Below are 22235 nucleotides of genomic sequence, written 5' to 3'. Positions count from 1 at the left end.
AGGACAATGGGCAAAGCAACAGGTTTTATGGATTATAAAAGAGAAAAGCCAAATGAACGTGACCCTCTCACTCGTCAAAATGACTGGAAAGAATATTCAGCTCCTTATACAGATGACGTATTGAAAAAGCAGGGCGCTAGATGTATGGATTGCGGAACACCGTTTTGTCAAATTGGGATGGAGATCAGGGGCGGCGTGTCTGGCTGCCCGATCTACAATTTAATTCCAGAGTGGAATGATCTTGTCTATCGAGGAAGATGGAAAGAAGCTCTCGAAAGACTTCAAAAAACAAATAATTTCCCAGAGTTTACTGGGAGAGTATGTCCGGCACCTTGTGAAGGGTCATGTACAGTCGCTATCAATGATCCAGCTGTTTCGATTAAAAATATCGAACGTACGATCATTGATAAAGGCTTTGAAAATGGATGGATCACACCAAGAATCCCTTCAAGCCGTACAGGGAAGAAAATTGCCATTGTCGGCTCAGGACCAGCAGGACTTGCAAGTGCTGATCAATTAAACCAAGCAGGACACGCTGTAACAGTGTTCGAGCGTTCTGACCGCCTTGGCGGACTGCTGACATACGGGATTCCGAATATGAAGCTCGACAAAGAAGTGGTCGAGCGAAGAGTCAAACTTCTAAGACAAGAAGGCATTGACTTTGTGACGAACACAGAAATCGGTGTGGATATCACTGCCGACGAACTGAAAGAACAGTTTGATGCGGTTATCCTTTGTACAGGTGCACAAAAGCAGCGTGATCTGTTGATTGAAGGCCGGGAAGCAAAAGGAATTCACCTTGCGATGGATTATTTAACCCTGGCAACGAAAAGCATGCTTGATTCAGGATTTAAAGACAAAAACTTCATTGATGCAAAAGGAAAAGACGTGATTGTGATTGGCGGAGGAGACACAGGTGCAGACTGCGTTGCAACTGCACTTCGCCAAAAAGCAAAAAGTGTTGTTCAATTCGGGAAGCATCCAAAGCTTCCGGATACACGTGTAGGGGATAACATGTGGCCAGAACAGCCTTATGTCTTCTCGCTGGATTATGCTTATGAAGAAGCACAAGCCAAATTCGGAGAAGATCCGCGTCAATATTCAATTCAAACCACAAAAATTGTGGCAGATAAAAATGGGAAATTAAAAGAGCTTCATACCATTCAAATGGAAAAGGTGAAAAACGAACAAGGGAAGTTTGAATTTCATGAGATTCCAGGGACAGAGAAGGTATGGCCTGCTCAGCTCGTCTTTATTGCAATTGGTTTTGAGGGAACTGAACAGCCGCTTGTGAAACACTTTGGCGTGGACAGCAAAAACAATCGCATTGACGCAAAATATGGGGAATATACAACAAATGTAGAAGGCGTATTTGCAGCGGGAGATGCAAGACGCGGGCAAAGCTTGATTGTCTGGGCAATTAATGAAGGCAGACAAGTGGCGCACGAGGTAGACCGTTATTTAATGGGGAGTTCGGTTCTGCCAAAATAGGTCAAACAAAGGGTGTTACAATATAAAGAAAAGCCATGACCAACGTGTGGTCATGGCTTTTTATGATTCAGAAATGGTATGATTGATCAACACTTTTTTACGTTTAAGCTGCGATACGACTAAACAGAGGAAGACAATCAGAACAAAAAGAGAAATGGTCAAAAAGCCAAACGTATATGAGCCAGTCAATTCTTTTAAACTGCCAAGAATATTAGGTAAAAAGAATCCGCCAATGCCTCCAGCAGCCCCAACAATTCCGGTCACAATCCCAATTTCTTTATGAAATACTTGAGGCACCAGCTGAAAAACAGCGCCATTTCCCATCCCAAGGCACATCATCCCGGCAAATAAAAGCGCAATGACCACAGGTAAAGCTGGAAGACTGCTCACTCCCCCTAAGCAGATGCCGATGATTCCGAATAATCCAAGCAGTACTTTCATTCCACCTATTTTATCGGCAATGAGACCGCCCACAGGACGAAAGAAGCTGCCTGCCGCCACACAAAGGGTCACAAAATCACCAGCATGAATCTTCGAAACCCCATATTGATCCACAAAGAAAATACTGAGGAAACTAGAAAGCCCGACAAACCCTCCGAATGTGATCGCATAAAGCAGACAGAAAAACCATGTCGATTTCACTTGAAATACTGAAAAGTACGACCAAATCGGCTGAGGAGCGGGCTGATTTGGTGCATCTTTTGCAGTGAAAATAAAGAACAAAAAGACAAGACTTAACGGAATCAGAGCGAGCCCCATTACGGCATGCCACCCGTAAATCTCCGCAAGCCTTGGACCAAATAATGTGGAGATCAGTGTTCCACTATTCCCGGCGCCTGCAATCCCCATAGCTACTCCTTGTAAGTGAGGGGGATACCAGCGGCTTGCCATTGGCAGAGCAACAGCAAAACTTGCTCCTGCTACTCCAAGCAAAATCCCAATCAGTACGAGCTCTGAAAGGGTTGTACCAGCGATAAACCCCCAAATGAGCGGAAGGGTCGTTAAAAGCATTCCCATCACTGCAGTCTTTTTAGGTCCTATTCGATCGGTGAATAAACCGAGCACAATCCGAAAAAAAGAACCAGATAGAATTGGAATGGCGACAATCATGCCTTTCTCTACGGTTGATAAAGCAAAATCTTGCGCAATAAAAGCACCCAGCGCTCCTAACAAAACCCAGATCATAAAGCTCACATCGAAATATAAAAAGGAACCAAACAATGTCTTAGGATGACCACTTGATTTTAATTCTGAGAGTTTCATAAAACGCCTCCTCTATTGAATTTTCTGACTTAAAGATAGCGAGTTCACTTATGTAATGAAAGTATTATGTGAGAAAAATTTACATGAATAAACACTTTTTTACAAGTGTGTGCCATAATCAATCCATACAATGTGCTCGAGCAAGAGGCTTAGAAAGGTTGATTTCAGATGGCAAAACGCAAACTTGTGTTTATCGGAAACGGCATGGCGAGTATGAAATGTATCGAAGAGATCATTCAAAAGCAGCCAGAACATTACGCCATAACAGTCATTGGAAAAGAGAAGCACTCTGCCTACAATCGAATAAAACTTTCGCCCATTCTACAAAAAAGCGAATCATTAGCTCAAATTGAACTAAAGGATAAAGAATGGTACACCGCGCATGACATCACATTGTACAAAGGAGAATCAGTTATACATATCGATACAAATCGAAAATGTGTCATGACAGATGCGCGCCGGGAAATTTCCTATGACAAGCTCGTCATTGCAACGGGTTCATCGCCGAATTTTCTTCCTATTCAGGGTGTGTCCAAAAAAGGGATATACGCTTTTCGAACAATTGATGATTATGAGGCCATTTGTGCGGATGCGGTGCATTATCAACAAGCAGCAGTGATCGGAGGCGGCGTGCTTGGTGTGGAGGTGGCAGCTGGTCTGCAGATTGCGGGGCTGGAAACCACCATCATTCATCATACGGAGCGGCTCATGCAGCGACAATTAGATGAAACAGCCGCCGGATTATTACAGCGACAATTTATACGAAAAGGGATTCAGGTGAAAACAAATGCCCATACCATTGCATGCTTAGGCGGTGAGAGGGTAGAAGGCGTTCTATTGAAAAATGGCGACATCGTGGAGGCTGATCTTGTTGTTTTTACAACAGGTATCCGTCCGAATATACAGCTTGCAGAGAATCATGGCATACACACGAGAAAAGCCATTGTTGTCAATGACGTGATGGAGACAAATATCCCAAATATTTATGCGATTGGAGAATGTGCAGAGCACAAAGGGATGGTGCACGGTCTTGTTCAGCCCGTTTATGAACAAGCAAGCGTGCTCGCTAAGCATCTTTTAGGGGAAAAAATCACACATACACCCAAGCCCATTTACTCAACAAAATTAAAAGTACCTGATTTGCCGATTTATTCTGCTGGATGTATTGAACATCATGCTCCGTTTATGTCAGCTGTGACTTATTTAGATGAAGAGCAAGAGGTATATAAAAAATTCGTCTTTGAACGTGAGGCGCTGGCAGGCATTTTATTCGTCGGAGAGCTGGAGCATGCCGATCAGCTTTTGCAAGATGTGAAAGTGGGACGTGATAAAAGTGTGGTCATGAAATCCCTTTATGAAAAGCAAGCATCCCCACTAGATTCATTAAAAATGGAAGATCTCGTCTGCCAATGTCAAACCGTTACAAAAGGGACGATTTTAAAAAGCATTTCGGTTCATCAGCTGACAAACTTAGAAGAGGTGAAAAAACAGACAGGGGCAGCAACCGGGTGCGGCGGGTGTCAAGAGCTCGTCCGTGCTTGCTGCCAGTTATCATCACATGAACAAACGGAATTGCAGGCCTTTTATTGTCCATGTACAGAAGTAGATGAGCAGACCATTTTTTCGTTTATTAAAAAGCAGCAGCCGGTGAATGCTGAAGAAATAAGAAGACATTTTCAATGGAAAACGAATCACGGCTGCGGCATCTGCCGGCCGGCCATTCAATACTATCTCGAGCAATTTCAAGGATCGGTGGAAAAAATCGGCGCTGCTGAGCAGGAAGACATGTTGATTCCTCAATTATATGGAGGCCGGCTTGATTTGGATTTTTTGAAAATCATTACGTCTTTGTTAGAGAACAGGCTGATTGAGCAGGCAGAGCTGACAAAGCATAAACGAATACGGCTTATCGGTGTGTCAAAACAGGCGGCACAAATCGTCAAAAATCATTGGCCAATTATGCCCAATGAGAAAAGAAGACTATCTCATATCCTTTCATGCGACTGCAGTGATCCAGCAGTCACGTCACTTGTGATAGAGCTGGAAAGACAAGTGGAAGATACACTTTTTCCAGCTGTCACCTCCATTCATATCACCGGTGCTTCCTGCACGTGTAAACTTGCTCCAATTGATGACATCTGTCTGAAAAAGCAGCTGGGTGAATGGAACATTTATATAGGAGGCCAGCTTTTTTACACCTTGGCTCATTCAAGTGAGCTTATTCCTTTTTTAAAAGCGCTGCTTGAAGAGTATAGAAAAAATGCTTACTTTCAAGAATCCATTGGTGATTGGCTTTCCCGGCAAGGGAACATTTCTATTCGAGAAAAGTTACTTGATGAGGAAATAAGAGAAGAGCTCTGTGCGCAATTTGACCAAAGCAGACAAGAAAATGTAAGTCATAAGGATGTGAAGGTATGAGTCAATCTTTTTTACAATATGCCCAGCAAAAATCAAAGCAGGAAGAACAAAAGCGAGTGTTCCCAGCCCAATGTCCTTTTTGCAGTATGCAGTGCAAAATGCAATTAATCGAGCAGCATGTGGAAGGGCGAACACGCTACCAAACGATTGGTGTACACAATCCAACTACGCACGGAAGACTTTGTATGAAAGGACAGCATGCCCACCAGCACGCGCTTCATAAAGATCGCCTGAATCACCCGCTGATCAAAAGAAACGGACAATTTGTAAAAGCAACATGGCAGGAGGCTCTTGAGGAAATCAAAACAAACATAGAATCCCTTCAGCTGTCACATGGCCATGATGTGATCAGTGTGTACGGAAGCGCATCAATTACAAATGAGGAAGCGTACTTACTCGGGAAATTTGCAAGAGTGGCGCTGAAAACAAAATACATCGATTATAACGGGAGACTATGTATGTCTTCGGCAGCAACTGCCGCAAATCAAACATTCGGACTTGACCGTGGCCTGACCTTTCCTCTCAGCGACATCAAGCATGCACGAGTGTTGATATTGGTTGGAACGAATATAGCGGAATGTCAGCCAACCTTCCTGCCCTACATCGAAGAGGCGAAAAACAATGGCGCATTTCTCATCGTCATTGATCCGCGCAGAACTCCGACAGCCCAATTAGCCGATTTACATGTCAGCCTAAAACCAGGGTCAGATGCCGCACTGGCAAACGGCATATTGCACATCATGATGCATGAGCATTTAATCGATGAATCATTTATTCATCAACGAACGTCAGGTTTCCAAGAACTAAAGGAGCATATCTCACGCATCTCCCTGCCAGACATAGCTGAGCAAACCGGCGTGACGATTGATGTGATGCAGAAAATAGCAAGGAAATTCGCACAAGAAAAGACAGGCATGATTTTTACAGCAAGAGGCATTGAGCAGCAAATAGACGGTACAGCCTCTGTGCGTAATTTCCTGAATATTCTGCTTGTTACTGGGAAGATCGGCCGCTTTGGATGCGGCTATGGCGCAATAACCGGCCAGGGAAATGGCCAGGGAGCAAGAGAGCATGGGCAAAAAGCAGATCAGCTTCCAGGATATCGAGATATCTCAAACCCTGGTCACAGAAAAGAAATGGCTGAACGATGGAACATTGATGAAAAAGAACTCCCAGGAAAGGGTGTGTCTGCTTTTGAGATGTTTGAAAAAATGGAGGCAGGTGAGATCAAAGCGCTCTTTTTAATGTGCTCAAACCCTGTCCAGTCAGGGCCGAACGCGCACCTGATTCAGCAAGCCATCAAGAACTTGTCCTTTTTTGTTGCCGTTGATTTATTTATGTCTGAGACAGCTGCGCTGGCAGATGTAATTTTACCGACTTCGTCATATTTAGAGGATGAAGGTACCGTGACAAACATAGAGGGGCGCGTTACGCTTAGAGAAGCAACATATCCACTTAAACACCAAAGAAAGCACGATTGGCAAATCATTTGTGAAATAGCAGCTGTATTAGGCAAAGGCAGCCATTTTTCCTTTTCATCCGCAGAAGAGATCTTTGAGGAAATAAGAGCCGTAACGAAAGGTGCAAAGGCTGATTATTCAGGCATAACCTATGAAAGGCTGAGGAAGGAACAAGGCATAAGGTGGCCTTGTACTCATTTAGAAGACCCGGGAACTGAAAGATTATTTGAACATGCATTCTCACATTCTGACAGTTTAGCGAAGTTTGCCGTTGTCACACATGGAAAAAAGGCTGCAAAGGAACCCGTCAGTCAAGAATACCCTCTTTATTTAACGACCGGCAGGGTGATGGCTCATTACCAAACAGGCGTTCAAACAAGAAGGAGCACCTCTCTTGTTGCCAGACAGTTTGAAGCATATGCAGAGCTTCACCCTGACACAGCGAAAACGTATGGACTTCAGCACGGGGAGCTCGTGACCATCAAGTCAAAAAGAGGAAGTGTCATCATCAGATGCCGCATATCAGACACCATTCGAAAAGATACCGTATTTGTTCCATTTCACTGGAGCAAACATCAATCAATTAATCAATTAATTGATGACCAACTAGATCCGCACAGTAAAATGCCAGGCTTTAAATATTGTCCTGTACAGCTGTCAGCCTACGTGAATGAAAAACTATGTGAGAAATTTTAACATGTATTTTCCATCTATGTTTAGATTATGGTACTTTCTAAAAAATGATCACATGAGGGGTGTTTTATCATGAAAGAAAAACTCGTATTAGTGGGGAACGGTATGGCCGGCATTCGAAGCCTTGAAAACATTTTAAAAACAGACGGCGAACGTTTCGACATGACGGTATTTGGGACTGAACCGCATCCTAACTATAACCGAATTCTTTTATCGAAAGTGCTTCAAGGGGATACGAAGGTCGAAGATATTACGTTAAACGATTGGAACTGGTATCAAAAGCATGATATTCAACTGTTTACAAACGAGACCATAGTGAAGATCGATACAGAGAACCAAACAGTCACCAGTGATCAAGGACGGACCGTGCATTATGACCGATTGATTTTAGCAACAGGGTCACTTCCATTCATCCTTCCAATTCCAGGGAGTGATAAAAAAGGCGTGACGGCTTTTCGTACATTGCAAGACACTGAGGAAATGGTCAATGCCTCTACTATGTACAAAAAAGCAGCAGTCATCGGAGGCGGACTCCTTGGGCTTGAAGCAGCACGCGGTCTATTAAACTTAGGCATGGAAGTGAATGTCATCCACCTCAGCTCTCATTTAATGGAACGCCAGCTAGACCCTATTGCAGGCCAGCTTCTTCAAAAAGCATTAGAAGAACAGGGGATGAAATTCCTGTTAGGAAAACAGACAAATGAGATTTTAGGAGATACAAGAGTAGAAGGATTATCATTTTCAGACGGCACTACACTTGAGACAGACCTAGTCGTCATGGCTGCGGGAATTAAACCAAGTAAAATGCTTGCAGAAATAAGCGGGCTTGAAGTGAACCGTGGGATTATCGTCAATGATTTTATGGAAACAAGTGTCCCGGGCATTTATGCCGTCGGAGAATGTGTGGAACACAGGGGACAAACGTACGGATTAGTTGCTCCTTTATACGATCAAGCGACTGTACTTGCCAAGCATGTATGCGGCTTGAACCCTGCTCCATATGAAGGCTCTGTTCTGTCAACACAGCTGAAAGTATCAGGAGTTGATGTATTTTCAGCTGGTGATTTTATTGAAAACGATGAGAAAAAAGCGATTAAAATTTTTGACGAACAAAAAGGCATCTATCAAAAACTCGTCTTCCAGCAAAACCGATTAGTAGGCGCCGTCATGTTTGGAGAAACAAGCGACGGACCTCGTTTATTCTCGTACATTAAAGAAGGAATAGATATGTCGGATATGGAGAAGGTATCTGTCTTAACCTCCAATGATCCGGCGCAAGAAAGCACGATTGACAGCATGGCAAACGACCATATCGTTTGCGGCTGTAATGGCGTGTCAAAAGGGCAGATTGTGGAAGCCATTCAGAAAGAAGGCTTAACAACGTTTCAGGAAGTCAAGCAATGTACAAGTGCCTCACGATCTTGCGGAGGCTGTCAGCCTGTTGTCGAAGAGATTCTTTGGCATACGCTAGGTGAGGATGCAAGCCGGACAGCCCAAAAAGAAACCATCTGCGCCTGCACTACCCTTTCACGAGATGAAGTCATTCATGAAATCAAAGAGAAAGGGCTGCAGCATGTCAAAGAAGTGATGAATGTACTTGACTGGAATACAGAAGAGGGCTGTTCAAAATGCCGCCCTGCACTGAATTATTATTTAGGCATGCTTCATCCACTTGAATACAAAGATGAAAAGAGCTCACGTTTTGTAAATGAACGCATGCACGCCAATATTCAAAACGATGGCACCTATTCAGTTGTTCCGCGAATGTACGGCGGCGTCACCAATGCAAATGACTTGAGAAAAATAGCCGATGTCGTCGACAAATATGAAATACCGCTTGTGAAAATGACTGGCGGTCAGCGTATTGATCTTCTAGGTGTCAAAAAAGAAGATTTACCTAAAGTGTGGGCGGATCTAGATATGCCATCGGGTTATGCATATGGAAAATCTTTAAGAACAGTTAAAACATGTGTTGGAGAACAATTTTGCAGGTTCGGCACGCAGGACTCCATGGCTCTTGGAATTGCACTTGAGAAGAAATTTGAAGGTCTTGCGACACCGCATAAAGTAAAAATGGCCGTCTCTGCTTGTCCGAGAAACTGTGCAGAGTCCGGAATTAAAGACCTCGGTATTGTGGGGATAGATGGGGGGTTTGAATTGTACGCCGGCGGAAATGGCGGCACACACCTGCGGGCTGGAGATTTATTAATGAAGGTCAGTACAGCAGAAGAAGTAGAGCAAATGGCCGCAGCATACCTGCAATATTACAGAGAAACGGCAAATTATTTAGAAAGAACCTCTGCTTGGGTTGAGCGACTTGGGTTAGATCATATTCAATCAGTACTCCTGGATGATGAAAAACGAGCAGCCTTAATCGAAAGAATGGACATTGCGCTTTCAACATATGAAGAGCCTTGGCAGGAGCTTCGCGAGAGTCAAAAAGACACGAGACAATTATTTCAAAAAGCGACGGCTTCCGTATAAATCAATTGAAGGGATGAGATCATATGACAGTTTCAGTTGTTAAAGTTCACATTGGCACCCTATCAGATTTTCCGCTACAGCTAGGTAAAACAGTTGAAGCCGGTACACTTGAATTAGCTGTTTTTCAAACCTCTAATAAGCAGTTCAAAGCCATTGAAAATCGCTGTCCTCATAAAGGCGGCGTTCTGGCTGAAGGCATGGTCAGCGGGAATCACGTTTTCTGCCCAATGCATGATTGGAAAATTGATCTTTCATCAGGAAACGTGCAAGCACCAGATCACGGATGCGTTAAAACATATGAAACATTCGTTGAAGGGGACAATGTCTTTATTTTATTGCCTTCATAAATGGTTTAGATCCTTCCTTTCATGTATATGCTGTATATAAATGCAGCAAGAAAGGAAGGAATTTTTGTGCCGTTCGTTAATATTTTGATTGAACTCTTAATCGGATTTTTCGCTTTATTTTTTATTACAAAATTATTAGGGAAAACACAATTTGCACAAATCACACCGTTTGATTTTATTTCTGCACTAATTTTAGGCGAAATGGTCGGAAACGCCATTTTTGACCCAGAAGTCAGGATTCAGCACATTTTATTTGCTGTTGCGGTATGGGGCGTACTTATTTATACAGTTGAATGGCTTTCACAGCGCTTTAAATCCATTCGCGCTTTTTTAGAAGGAAGACCTACTCTTGTGATTGATAAGGGGAAGATTCACTACAATCGGTTGAAGAAGAATATGCTTGATATCAATCAGCTGCAGACACTGGTTCGCGCAAAAGGCCATTTTGCACTGAATGAAATTGAATATGCCATTTTGGAAACGGACGGTTCTGTCAGTGTTCTTCCGAAAATGAAATACGCGCCAGCCACAGCAGAAGATGTGAACGTGAAGGGAAAAGAAGTGAAATTGCCTAGAACATTTATTATTGACGGCGAAATCTTAAAAGATGATTTACAAGAAGCCGGCTTTGATGAATCCTGGCTGAATAAGCAATTAAAAAAGCAGCATATTTCCTCTTATCGAGACGTTCTATTTTGTGAATGGATTGAAAATGAAGGGATTTATGCGATGCAATATGAAAAGTCTAAAAAAACATCCACAACATAAAAACGTGGGTGTTTTTTTGTGCGTGTATGGAATAGGATCAAAAAGAATGATGAAAACGTTCACAAAATGAGGAGGAGATATGTGATGAAATATAGAAACGTATGGATTGTTATGGTCTTGTCTTTCTTTCTTTTTGACTTCGCTTCACTTCAAGCAGCAGAAGCCGGGCATAACCGCGTCCTTGTCGTTGATCAAAAGGGAAGCGGGACATACCGCACCGTTCAGTCTGCCATTGATGCGATTCCAGCAAACAATCAACAACCGGCAACGATCTATATTAAAAATGGCGTATATAAAGAAAAAATTTCGCTTCCGCAAAATAAACCACACGTATCCTTTATTGGCGAAAACCAGCACAAGACGATCCTTACGTATGATGATACAAACGCAAGCACTGGGAGTACAACAAACAGCTCAAGCACAATGATTCGTGCAAACGATTTTTATGCAGAAAATATCACCTTTCAAAATACAGCTGGCAGACATGCTGGTCAGGCAGTTGCGCTGTATGTGTCTGGCGACCGGGCTGTGTTCAAGCAAATACGCGTGTTAGGCTATCAAGATACACTTTATGCAACAGGCACAGGGCGGCAATATTATGAAAACTGCTATATTGAGGGCACGGTCGATTTTATTTTTGGATCAGCCACAGCTGTGTTTAAAAGAGCTGAAATAAAAAGCCTTGGAAACGGGTATATTACTGCAGCATCCACAACAGAAGCGCAAAGGTACGGCTATGTATTCATGGACTCTACGCTGAAAAAGGGGACGGCAGCTGCGCAATCGGTTTATTTAGGACGTCCGTGGAGACCTCATTCGGCTGTAACATTCCTTCATACAAAAATGGATGATCATGTGAAAGCAGAGGGATGGCATAACTGGGATAACCGTGACAATGAAAGAACGGCCAGATATAAAGAATTTGGATCGACAGGAGCGGGAAGCAGTCCAGCAAACCGCGTAAAATGGTCAACCATTTTAACCCAAAATGAAGCAAGTCAAATCACGGTTCAGGCTGTTCTTCGCGGAACCGATGGCTGGAATCCAGAAAAGAGGTAAGGGGCTTGTCAGTTTTCGTCAAAGAAAGCTGACTTTTCTGTTTAAAAAACCTTTGAGAACAAACGTTCTTTTGTGTATAATGAACATATTCTTCTAAAATTGGCTGCAACAAAAAGGAGGGATTGCGTGAAGCGTTTTTCACAGCTCATGTTTTTACAAATATGTATCCTGTCGATTTTATTTCTCCCTTTTTCAGCGAAAGATGAACAACTCAAAGCTCGTGACGATTCACTTCAATGGATGACAGCTTTAGACGAATTCATACGAACAGCACCTGATTTAGAGGGCGCGATCTCTGGCATCAGCGTCCGCGATACTTCTGACACCTCTCTTCTTTATGAACATCAAGCCGATATTCGTCTTACTCCTGCTTCTAATATGAAACTGCTCACATCAGCCATCGCACTTGATATACTTGGAGAAACACACACATTCCCTACAGACATCTGGATGGATGGTTCCATTCAAAAGAAAACGCTACATGGCAGCCTTTATCTTCGCGGCACCGGCGATCCGACTTTATTAGAGGAGGATTTTGCAGCACTTGCCAAACAAGTCAAAAAGGCCGGAATACATACCATTCGCGGGCAGCTTGCGGCAGATGACACTTGGTTTGATGACACGAGATACTCCATTGACCTGCCTTGGAGTGATGAGGATCAATATTACGGGGCACAAATTTCTGCTCTCACGGCTTCACCGAATCAAGATTATGATGCAGGGACCGTGATTCTCGAAGTAAAACCAGGAAAAAGAGCAGGACAGAAAGCCGCATATGATATGATCCCAAAGACGGATGTCGCTCAAGTCATCAATCAAGTGAAAACAGTTCCAGAAGGTGAAAAAAAGAAAATCTCTTTTAAGCGCTCTCACGGAACCAACAAGATTACGTTGACTGGGACTATTCCTGTTAAAGCGAGCTCATCTAAACAATGGGTAGCTTTATGGGATCCGTCCGTCTATGCTTTAGACTTAATGAAACGAGCGTTAAAGGCGGAAGGGATTCAAGTAAAGGGACCGCTGAAATCAAAACAAGTTCCTAAAAAAGCCAAAAAAATTGCCTCCCATACATCGATGCCATTATCAGAGCTGCTTGTTCCTATGATGAAATTAAGCAACAATACCCATGCAGAAATTTTGCTAAAGGAACTAGGGAAAAAAGTGAAGAACAAAGGGAGCTTTGAAGCTGGGCTGGACGTCATGAATGAACGGCTTCCTGCGTTTGGCATCGATCCTTCGCTTGCAGTGCTGCGTGACGGATCGGGCATATCACCTATTAACCTTGTCTCTGCTAACCAGTTCACTTTATTTTTGACAAACATTCAAAAGGAAAAATGGTTTAAAACCTATGAACATGCGCTCCCTTTAGCAGGGGCAAGTGAACGAATGGTAGGGGGAACGTTAAGGAACAGATTGAAGGAACCAGCTACACTAGAAAAAGTACGTGCAAAAACAGGGTCGTTAACAACGGTCAGCACACTTTCTGGATATATTGACACGCAGGGCGGGAAAACGCTCGCTTTTTCCATCTTATTAAATCACCTTGTTGATGACGAAAAAGGGAAAGAGATAGAAGACCGTATTGTCAGCATACTAGCTGAGAATCTTTAGATTTAGAGAGAGAAGGAGAACCATCATGACGTTAGATAATAATCAATCTTTAGTAAAAACCATGTCCATTTTTCTCATCCCGCTTTTGCTAAGTAATATTTTGCAATCGATCGGACAATTAGTGTCTATTGTTCTTGTCGGAAGATGGATTGGAGAGGATGCAGTAGCTGCCATTTCTGCATTCTTTCCGCTTTTCTTTTTACTCGTTTCTTTTTCCATTGGAATTGGATCGGGAAGCTCGATCCTTATTGGACAAGCGTATGGAGCAAAAAATGAACAGAAATTAAAAGAAATTATTGGCACAACGCTTTCATTCACTTTTTTGATCGGAGTATCTTTAGCGATCATTGGAGGTTTTTTCGCAACAGACATCTTAAACCTTATGGGAACACCCGCTAATATCGTGGAGGAAAGTGCGGGCTATGCTAGAATTCTATTCATCTCAATGCCGATCTTATTTCTTTATTTTGTTTATACGACCTTCTTGCGAGGGACAGGGGATTCGAAAACGCCATTTTATTTCTTAATGATTAGTACGGCAACGAATATTTTGATGCTGCCCATTTTATTATTTGGATGGCTGGGACTGCCAGCGTTCGGCTTATACGGCGCTGCGTATGCTTCTGTGATTTCAACAATTGTGACATTTATCATTCTACACATCTACTTATATAAGACAAAGCACCCGCTTCGCATTGATGCATCGGTGAGAAAGCATTTATTGATGAAAGGAGATCTATTAAAAACGTTATTAAAGCTCAGTATCCCATCAAGCATTAATATGATCCTCATTTCTTTATCAGAAATTGCCGTTATTTCTTTCGTCAACGATTATGGATCACAGGCAACAGCTGCCTATGGAGTTGTCAATCAAGTCGTGAGTTATGTGCAGATGCCGGCAGTGAGCCTTGGCATTGCGGTCTCGATCTTTGCAGCTCAATTCATTGGCGCAGGAAATATGAATCGACTGAAAGATGTCATTAAAATTGGGTTAGGGCTTAACTTCGCCATAGGCGGATGCATCATCATTTTCGTTTATATTTTTGCGCCTCAGATTTTATCGATCTTTTTAACAGATCCTGGGACGATAGACATCGCCTATAGTTTGGTCGTCATTACATTATGGAGCTATCTCATTTTTGGAACGGCCCAAATTGTTGCAGCCACAATGAGAGCAAGCGGGACGGTTCTTTGGCCGACGATCTTTAGTATTTGTTCCATTTGGCTTGTAGAAGTACCAGTCGCTTATGTGCTATCGCACTATACATCTCTTGGCATTAAAGGAATATGGATTGGCTACCCAGCTGCTTTCTTTGTGAACTTACTCCTCCAATACAGCTACTATCAGCTCGTATGGAAGAAAAAACAAATTGTCTCGCTTGTTCAATCATAATGTAAAGGTGTAAGACAGCATATACATACGAAGATCTCTCACTTTTAAGGAGGCCGGATCTTCTATGTTTTTGAATCAAAGAAATGAACTGAGCTCGCACAATATCGGTGACTTTTCTTATGCCGGACCAGATTTCCAAGTGCTGACGTGGGGGGAAGGAACGACATTACATATTGGGAAGTTTTGTTCCATCGCAAACGAAGTGAAAATTTTTCTAGGCGGGGAACACCGTACAGATTGGGTCACAACGTATCCGTTTAATCAAATTTTCAAAGAAGCTGCCGACATTAAAGGACATCCCAAATCGAAGGGAGATGTTCATATTGGACATGACGTATGGATTGGATATGGTGCGACGATTATGTCAGGGGTATGTATAGGAAACGGGGCCGTGATCGGGGCAAATAGTGTGATCACAAAAGATGTGCCGCCATATGCAATTGCCGCAGGAAATCCCCAGCAGCTCATGAAATATCGATTTTCATCCGAAATAATCGAAAAACTGCAGTTATTAGAATGGTGGAATTTAGAGTTTTCAATCATCCAATCTATTTTTCATCTTTTGCAATCGTATGATATTGAACAGTGTATAAATGTAATAGAAGACATAAAAAAGAAAGGCTGAAAAAGCCTTTCTTTTTTTAGTTTAGCTAAGACGTATGATGGTCAAGGCTGCTCCAGCAGCACCACCTCCGCCAACTAAAATAGCTGTGACAACCGCCCCAAAAAACTGCAGTGAGATGGTATTACCAGCTGTTAAATTAACAATAACAGTGTTGTTGATTAATGAAGTTGAGATAACAGGTGATTGAACAGAACCAGAAATAGTAGTTGTTCCATTTAAAAGCAAACGTGTATTAATCAAAAGAGCTGTAGTGGTGTTGATTTGATACGTAATATAATATTTACCAGTTTGCAGAACGGTAAAAACAGTACTTGTGCCGTTTGCTGTAAAACCAGTAATGTTTTGAAAGTTTGGCAAAGGAATATTCGTTCCTCCTGCTACAGTAACGATGGTAGGGCCAGAACTATTAGCAGCATAAAGTGCTGTATCTGTAAAACCACCTGTTCCAGTAGCCCCAGTGACACCTGTCACGCCAGTAGGACCTGTTGGTCCAGTAATACCAGTGACACCAGTAGGACCGGTAGATCCGGTAATACCTGTGGCACCAGTAGGTCCAGTTGATCCAGTGATGCCGGTGGCACCAGTAGGTCCAGTTGATCCAGTGATGCCGGTGGCACCAGTAGGACCCGTAGCTCCAGTAATACCTGTGGCACCAGTAGGTCCAGTTGATCCAGTGATCCCCGTAGCGCCGGTAGAGCCAGTTGATCCAGTAATCCCTGTCGCACCAGTAGGTCCGGTAGCTCCAGTGATCCCCGTGGTCCCGGTAGGTCCAGTTGAACCGGTGATACCAGTGGCACCAGTAGGACCCGTAGCTCCAGTAATCCCCGTGGCACCCGTAGGTCCAGTAGAACCAGTGATCCCCGTGGCACCAGTAGGTCCGGTAGCTCCAGTGATGCCCGTGGCACCGGTAGGTCCGGTAGGTCCAGTGATACCCGTCACACCAGTAGGACCTGTTGGTCCAGTAATACCAGTGACACCAGTAGGACCGGTAGCTCCAGTGATGCCCGTGGCACCGGTAGGTCCAGTTGAACCGGTGATCCCCGTGGCACCCGTAGGTCCAGTTGAACCAGTGATGCCCGTGGCGCCAGTAGGACCAGTAGCTCCAGTAATCCCCGTGGCACCCGTAGGTCCGGTAGCTCCAGTGATCCCCGTGGTCCCGGTAGGTCCAGTTGAACCGGTGATCCCCGTGGCGCCAGTAGGACCAGTAGCTCCAGTAATACCAGTGACACCCGTAGGACCAGTAGCTCCAGTAATACCAGTGACACCAGTAGGACCGGTAGATCCGGTAATACCGGTGGCACCCGTAGGACCAGTTGAACCAGTGATGCCCGTGGCGCCGGTAGAGCCAGTTGATCCAGTAATCCCTGTCGCACCAGTAGGTCCGGTAGGTCCAGTGATCCCCGTGGCACCCGTAGGACCAGTTGAACCAGTGATGCCCGTGGCGCCAGTAGGACCAGTAGCTCCAGTAATACCAGTGACACCAGTAGGACCGGTAGATCCGGTAATACCGGTGGCACCCGTAGGTCCAGTTGATCCAGTGATGCCCGTGGCACCGGTAGAGCCAGTTGATCCAGTAATACCTGTTGCACCAGTAGGTCCGGTAGATCCAGTTGAACCGGTGATACCAGTGGCACCAGTAGGTCCAGTAGAACCAGTGATGCCCGTGGCACCAGTAGGTCCGGTAGCTCCAGTGATCCCCGTGGCACCGGTAGGTCCGGTAGGTCCAGTGATACCCGTCACACCAGTAGGACCTGTTGGTCCAGTAATACCAGTGACACCAGTAGGACCGGTAGCTCCAGTGATGCCCGTGGCACCGGTAGGTCCAGTTGAACCAGTGATGCCCGTGGCACCGGTAGGTCCAGTTGAACCGGTGATCCCTGTCGCACCAGTAGGTCCGGTAGCTCCAGTGATACCCGTGGTCCCGGTAGGTCCAGTTGAACCGGTGATACCAGTGGCACCCGTAGGTCCAGTTGAACCAGTGATGCCCGTGGCGCCGGTAGAGCCAGTTGATCCAGTAATCCCTGTCGCACCAGTAGGTCCGGTAGGTCCAGTGATACCCGTCACACCAGTAGGACCTGTTGGTCCAGTAATACCAGTGACACCAGTAGGACCGGTAGCTCCAGTGATCCCCGTGGCACCGGTAGGTCCAGTTGAACCGGTGATCCCTGTCGCACCAGTAGGTCCGGTAGCTCCAGTGATCCCCGTGGCACCCGTAGGACCAGTTGAACCAGTGATGCCCGTGGCGCCAGTAGGACCAGTAGCTCCAGTAATACCAGTGACACCAGTAGGACCGGTAGATCCGGTAATACCGGTGGCACCGGTAGGTCCAGTTGATCCAGTGATCCCCGTAGCGCCGGTAGAGCCAGTTGAACCGGTGATCCCCGTGGCACCCGTAGGTCCAGTAGCTCCAGTGATGCCCGTGGCACCCGTAGGTCCAGTAGCTCCAGTGATACCCGTCACACCAGTAGGACCAGTTGGTCCAGTGATGCCCGTGGCCCCTGTATCACCAGTAGATCCGGTAATACCGGTGGCACCCGTAGGTCCAGTAGCTCCAGTGATACCCGTGGCACCCGTAGGTCCAGTAGCTCCAGTGATACCCGTCACACCAGTAGGACCAGTTGGTCCAGTGATGCCCGTGGCACCTGTATCACCAGTAGATCCGGTAATACCGGTGGCACCCGTAGGTCCAGTTGAACCAGTGATCCCCGTAGCGCCGGTAGAGCCAGTTGATCCAGTAATCCCTGTCGCACCAGTAGGTCCGGTAGCTCCAGTGATACCCGTGGTCCCGGTAGGTCCAGTTGAACCGGTGATACCAGTGGCACCCGTAGGTCCAGTTGAACCAGTGATGCCCGTGGCGCCAGTAGGCCCAGTAGCTCCAGTAATACCAGTGACACCAGTAGGACCGGTAGATCCGGTAATACCGGTGGCACCCGTAGGACCAGTTGATCCAGTGATACCCGTTGCGCCGGTAGAGCCAGTTGATCCAGTAATCCCTGTCGCACCAGTAGGCCCAGTAGCTCCAGTGATACCAGTGACACCAGTAGGACCTGTTGGTCCAGTGATACCCGTCACACCAGTAGGACCTGTTGATCCAGTAATACCAGTGACACCAGTAGGACCGGTAGGTCCAGTTGAACCGGTGATCCCCGTGGCACCCGTAGGTCCAGTTGATCCAGTGATGCCCGTGGCACCGGTAGAGCCAGTTGATCCAGTAATACCTGTTGCACCAGTAGGTCCGGTAGATCCAGTTGAACCGGTGATACCAGTGGCACCAGTAGGTCCAGTAGAACCAGTGATGCCCGTGGCACCAGTAGGTCCGGTAGCTCCAGTGATGCCCGTGGCACCGGTAGGTCCGGTAGGTCCAGTGATACCCGTCACACCAGTAGGACCTGTTGGTCCAGTAATACCAGTGACACCAGTAGGACCGGTAGCTCCAGTGATGCCCGTGGCACCGGTAGGTCCAGTTGAACCAGTGATCCCCGTGGCACCCGTAGGTCCAGTTGAACCGGTGATCCCTGTCGCACCAGTAGGACCGGTAGCTCCAGTGATACCCGTGGTCCCGGTAGGTCCAGTTGAACCGGTGATACCAGTGGCACCCGTAGGTCCAGTTGAACCAGTGATGCCCGTGGCGCCGGTAGAGCCAGTTGATCCAGTAATCCCTGTCGCACCAGTAGGTCCGGTAGGTCCAGTGATACCCGTCACACCAGTAGGACCTGTTGGTCCAGTAATACCAGTGACACCAGTAGGACCGGTAGCTCCAGTGATGCCCGTGGCACCGGTAGGTCCAGTTGAACCAGTGATGCCCGTGGCGCCGGTAGAGCCAGTTGATCCAGTAATCCCTGTCGCACCAGTAGGTCCGGTAGCTCCAGTGATCCCCGTGGCACCCGTAGGACCAGTTGAACCAGTGATGCCCGTGGCGCCAGTAGGACCAGTAGCTCCAGTAATACCAGTGACACCAGTAGGACCGGTAGATCCGGTAATACCGGTGGCACCCGTAGGTCCAGTTGATCCAGTGATCCCCGTAGCGCCGGTAGAGCCAGTTGAACCGGTGATCCCCGTGGCACCCGTAGGTCCAGTAGCTCCAGTGATACCCGTGGCACCCGTAGGACCAGTAGCTCCAGTGATACCCGTGGCCCCTGTATCACCAGTAGATCCGGTAATACCGGTGGCACCCGTAGGTCCAGTAGCTCCAGTGATACCCGTGGCACCCGTAGGACCAGTAGCTCCAGTGATCCCCGTGGCACCCGTAGGACCAGTAGCTCCAGTGATACCCGTCACACCAGTAGGACCAGTTGGTCCAGTGATGCCCGTGGCCCCTGTATCACCAGTAGATCCGGTAATACCGGTGGCACCCGTAGGTCCAGTTGAACCAGTGATCCCCGTAGCGCCGGTAGAGCCAGTTGATCCAGTAATCCCTGTCGCACCAGTAGGTCCGGTAGCTCCAGTGATCCCCGTGGTCCCGGTAGGTCCAGTTGAACCGGTGATACCAGTGGCACCCGTAGGTCCAGTTGAACCAGTGATGCCCGTGGCGCCAGTAGGCCCAGTAGCTCCAGTAATACCAGTGACACCAGTAGGACCGGTAGATCCGGTAATACCGGTGGCACCCGTAGGTCCAGTTGATCCAGTGATCCCCGTAGCGCCGGTAGAGCCAGTTGATCCAGTAATCCCTGTCGCACCAGTAGGCCCAGTAGCTCCAGTGATACCAGTGACACCAGTAGGACCTGTTGGTCCAGTGATACCCGTCACACCAGTAGGCCCAGTAGCTCCAGTAATACCAGTGACACCAGTAGGACCGGTAGGTCCAGTTGAACCGGTGATCCCCGTGGCACCGGTAGGTCCAGTTGAACCGGTGATGCCCGTGGCGCCAGTAGGACCAGTAGCTCCAGTAATCCCCGTGGTCCCGGTAGGTCCAGTTGAACCGGTGATACCCGTGGTCCCGGTAGGTCCAGTTGAACCAGTGATGCCCGTGGCGCCTGTATCACCAGTAGCTCCGGTAATCCCTGTCGCACCAGTAGGTCCAGTTGAACCAGTGATGCCCGTGGCGCCAGTAGGACCAGTAGCTCCAGTAATACCAGTGACACCAGTAGGACCGGTAGATCCGGTAATACCGGTGGCACCCGTAGGACCAGTTGATCCAGTGATACCCATTGCGCCGGTAGAGCCAGTTGATCCAGTAATCCCTGTCGCACCAGTAGGTCCGGTAGCTCCAGTGATCCCCGTGGTCCCGGTAGGTCCAGTTGAACCAGTGATGCCCGTGGCGCCTGTATCACCAGTAGCTCCGGTGATCCCTGTCGCACCAGTAGGTCCGGTAGCTCCAGTGATCCCCGTCACACCAGTAGGACCAGTTGGTCCAGTGATGCCCGTGGCGCCAGTAGGACCGGTAGATCCGGTAATCCCTGTCGCACCAGTAGGACCTGTTGCTCCAGTAATACCAGTAACACCAGTAGGACCGGTAGATCCGGTTGAACCGGTGATCCCCGTGGCACCCGTAGGTCCGGTTGAACCGGTGATACCAGTGGCACCCGTAGGACCGGTAGCTCCAGTGATGCCCGTGGCACCCGTAGGTCCAGTTGATCCAGTAATCCCTGTCGCACCAGTAGGTCCGGTAGCTCCAGTGATCCCCGTGGTCCCGGTAGGTCCAGTTGAACCAGTGATGCCCGTGGCGCCTGTATCACCAGTAGCTCCGGTGATCCCTGTCGCACCAGTAGGTCCGGTAGCTCCAGTGATCCCCGTGGTCCCGGTAGGTCCAGTAGAACCAGTGATGCCCGTGGCACCGGTAGGTCCGGTAGCTCCAGTGATCCCGGTGGCACCCGTAGGACCGGTAGATCCAGTAATACCCGTGGCCCCGGTAGGTCCAGTTGAACCGGTGATCCCCGTAGCGCCTGCAGGCCCAGTTTCACCTGGTGCTGCTAAAAGTGTGTAATCTGACGACGTATCTGGCGTACCTGAAGGTGGTGCAGAATCCACTATATACGTACCACCACCATAAGTGACCACTTGCCCTACTGAATATGTTGTTGCCATAACAGGATCATAGGCTTCAACACCAATTAATCCGATCCCAGTAGGCCCCGTAGGCCCAGTTTCTCCAGAAGCAGCCAAAAGGGTATAGTCGGGGGAGAGTCCAGGTATTCCTGATGGAGCGTCAACATTGGCAATGTAAGTACTGCCATTAAACGTGACCACTTGCCCTGCATCATAATCTTGTGATTGTGAGGGATCAAAAGGAAGAGCGCCGGTTAACCCGCCAGCAGGTCCAGTAGGTCCGGTTGGTCCAGGGGGACCTGCTGGGCCTGCCGGGCCTCTTGGTCCAGCTCTTTGATTTGGTTTTGATTGTTTTATTCCTTTTGCAATCTGGCAAGGTTGATTCCCTTGAGATATCTTTTGTGTTGGATATTCTTGTTTAATGAATGGACAGTCTCTTTTTCGAGGACGGTCATGACGTGATCTTTTGTAATGAGGCTGTTCATGGTATTTACCGCAAAAGGGACATTTGTGTTCGAATTGATTGTACAAATTGCCCATCTCCTAGAATTGATATTTCATTCTATGTGCAAATTTTCAAATTGGAAGTAAAACCTAGGAAATCATCATTTCGAAAATCATCGAATCAAATCATTTAA

The 22235-nt window shown here is 46.8% G+C and carries 12 protein-coding genes; 10 read left to right on the top strand and 2 right to left on the bottom strand.

The window, feature by feature from the left end:
• The first annotated feature begins 6 nt into the window (after positions 1-6).
• Positions 7-1491, top strand: a complete 1485-nt coding sequence (gene gltD, locus NST65_RS09250; protein ID WP_024428371.1) for a glutamate synthase small subunit — start codon at positions 7-9, stop codon at positions 1489-1491.
• A gap of 60 nt (positions 1492-1551) precedes the next feature.
• Here gltD and NST65_RS09245 read toward each other — a convergent pair whose 3' ends face one another.
• Positions 1552-2754, bottom strand: a complete 1203-nt coding sequence (locus tag NST65_RS09245) for a nitrate/nitrite transporter (RefSeq protein ID WP_081124491.1) — start codon at positions 2752-2754, stop codon at positions 1552-1554.
• Positions 2755-2922: 168 nt separating this feature from the next.
• On the opposite strand from NST65_RS09245, the gene NST65_RS09240 reads away from it, so the two are divergent.
• The 9 genes from NST65_RS09240 (at position 2923) to NST65_RS09200 (ending at position 15612) form a co-directional block, all read left to right on the top strand.
• On the top strand, positions 2923-5172 hold the full coding sequence (locus NST65_RS09240) for an FAD-dependent oxidoreductase (RefSeq protein WP_111926577.1): 2250 nt from the start codon (positions 2923-2925) through the stop codon (positions 5170-5172).
• Positions 5169-7328 carry a molybdopterin oxidoreductase family protein gene (locus NST65_RS09235; protein ID WP_111926579.1) on the top strand — a complete coding sequence of 720 codons (2160 nt, stop codon included), beginning with the start codon at positions 5169-5171 and terminating at the stop codon, positions 7326-7328. The genes NST65_RS09240 and NST65_RS09235 overlap by 4 nt, the downstream gene beginning before the upstream one ends.
• Positions 7329-7397: 69 nt before the next feature.
• Positions 7398-9809: a nitrite reductase large subunit NirB gene (nirB, locus tag NST65_RS09230; RefSeq protein ID WP_080943454.1), complete on the top strand. Its 2412-nt coding sequence runs from the start codon at positions 7398-7400 to the stop codon at positions 9807-9809.
• Between the two features lie 23 nt (positions 9810-9832).
• Positions 9833-10156, top strand: coding sequence for a nitrite reductase small subunit NirD (gene nirD, locus NST65_RS09225; RefSeq protein ID WP_024422642.1), 324 nt, complete (start codon positions 9833-9835; stop codon positions 10154-10156).
• A gap of 66 nt (positions 10157-10222) precedes the next feature.
• Positions 10223-10924: a DUF421 domain-containing protein gene (locus NST65_RS09220; protein ID WP_046311386.1), complete on the top strand. Its 702-nt coding sequence runs from the start codon at positions 10223-10225 to the stop codon at positions 10922-10924.
• A gap of 84 nt (positions 10925-11008) precedes the next feature.
• Positions 11009-11983 carry a pectinesterase family protein gene (locus tag NST65_RS09215; RefSeq protein WP_111926581.1) on the top strand — a complete coding sequence of 325 codons (975 nt, stop codon included), beginning with the start codon at positions 11009-11011 and terminating at the stop codon, positions 11981-11983.
• Positions 11984-12109: 126 nt separating this feature from the next.
• Positions 12110-13594 (top strand): D-alanyl-D-alanine carboxypeptidase/D-alanyl-D-alanine-endopeptidase, encoded by a 1485-nt coding sequence (dacB, locus tag NST65_RS09210; RefSeq protein ID WP_081124486.1) that lies wholly within the window; start codon positions 12110-12112, stop codon positions 13592-13594.
• A 25-nt stretch (positions 13595-13619) separates the two neighbouring features.
• The gene (locus NST65_RS09205; RefSeq protein WP_061109223.1) at positions 13620-14987 is read left to right on the top strand and encodes an MATE family efflux transporter; all 1368 of its coding nucleotides are present in this window, start codon (positions 13620-13622) and stop codon (positions 14985-14987) included.
• 64 nt (positions 14988-15051) lie between these two features.
• Complete coding sequence (locus NST65_RS09200; RefSeq protein ID WP_111926583.1) at positions 15052-15612, top strand: CatB-related O-acetyltransferase; 561 nt, start codon at positions 15052-15054, stop codon at positions 15610-15612.
• Positions 15613-15633: 21 nt separating this feature from the next.
• Here NST65_RS09200 and NST65_RS09195 read toward each other — a convergent pair whose 3' ends face one another.
• The gene (locus tag NST65_RS09195; protein ID WP_342489374.1) at positions 15634-22137 is read right to left on the bottom strand and encodes a hypothetical protein; all 6504 of its coding nucleotides are present in this window, start codon (positions 22135-22137) and stop codon (positions 15634-15636) included.
• Positions 22138-22235: the final 98 nt, after the last annotated feature.

The organism is Bacillus sp. FSL P4-0248, from assembly GCF_038593305.1.
Classification (GTDB): Bacteria; Bacillota; Bacilli; order Bacillales; family Bacillaceae; genus Bacillus; species Bacillus safensis.
This window is presented reverse-complemented; position numbering and strand designations above follow the sequence as displayed.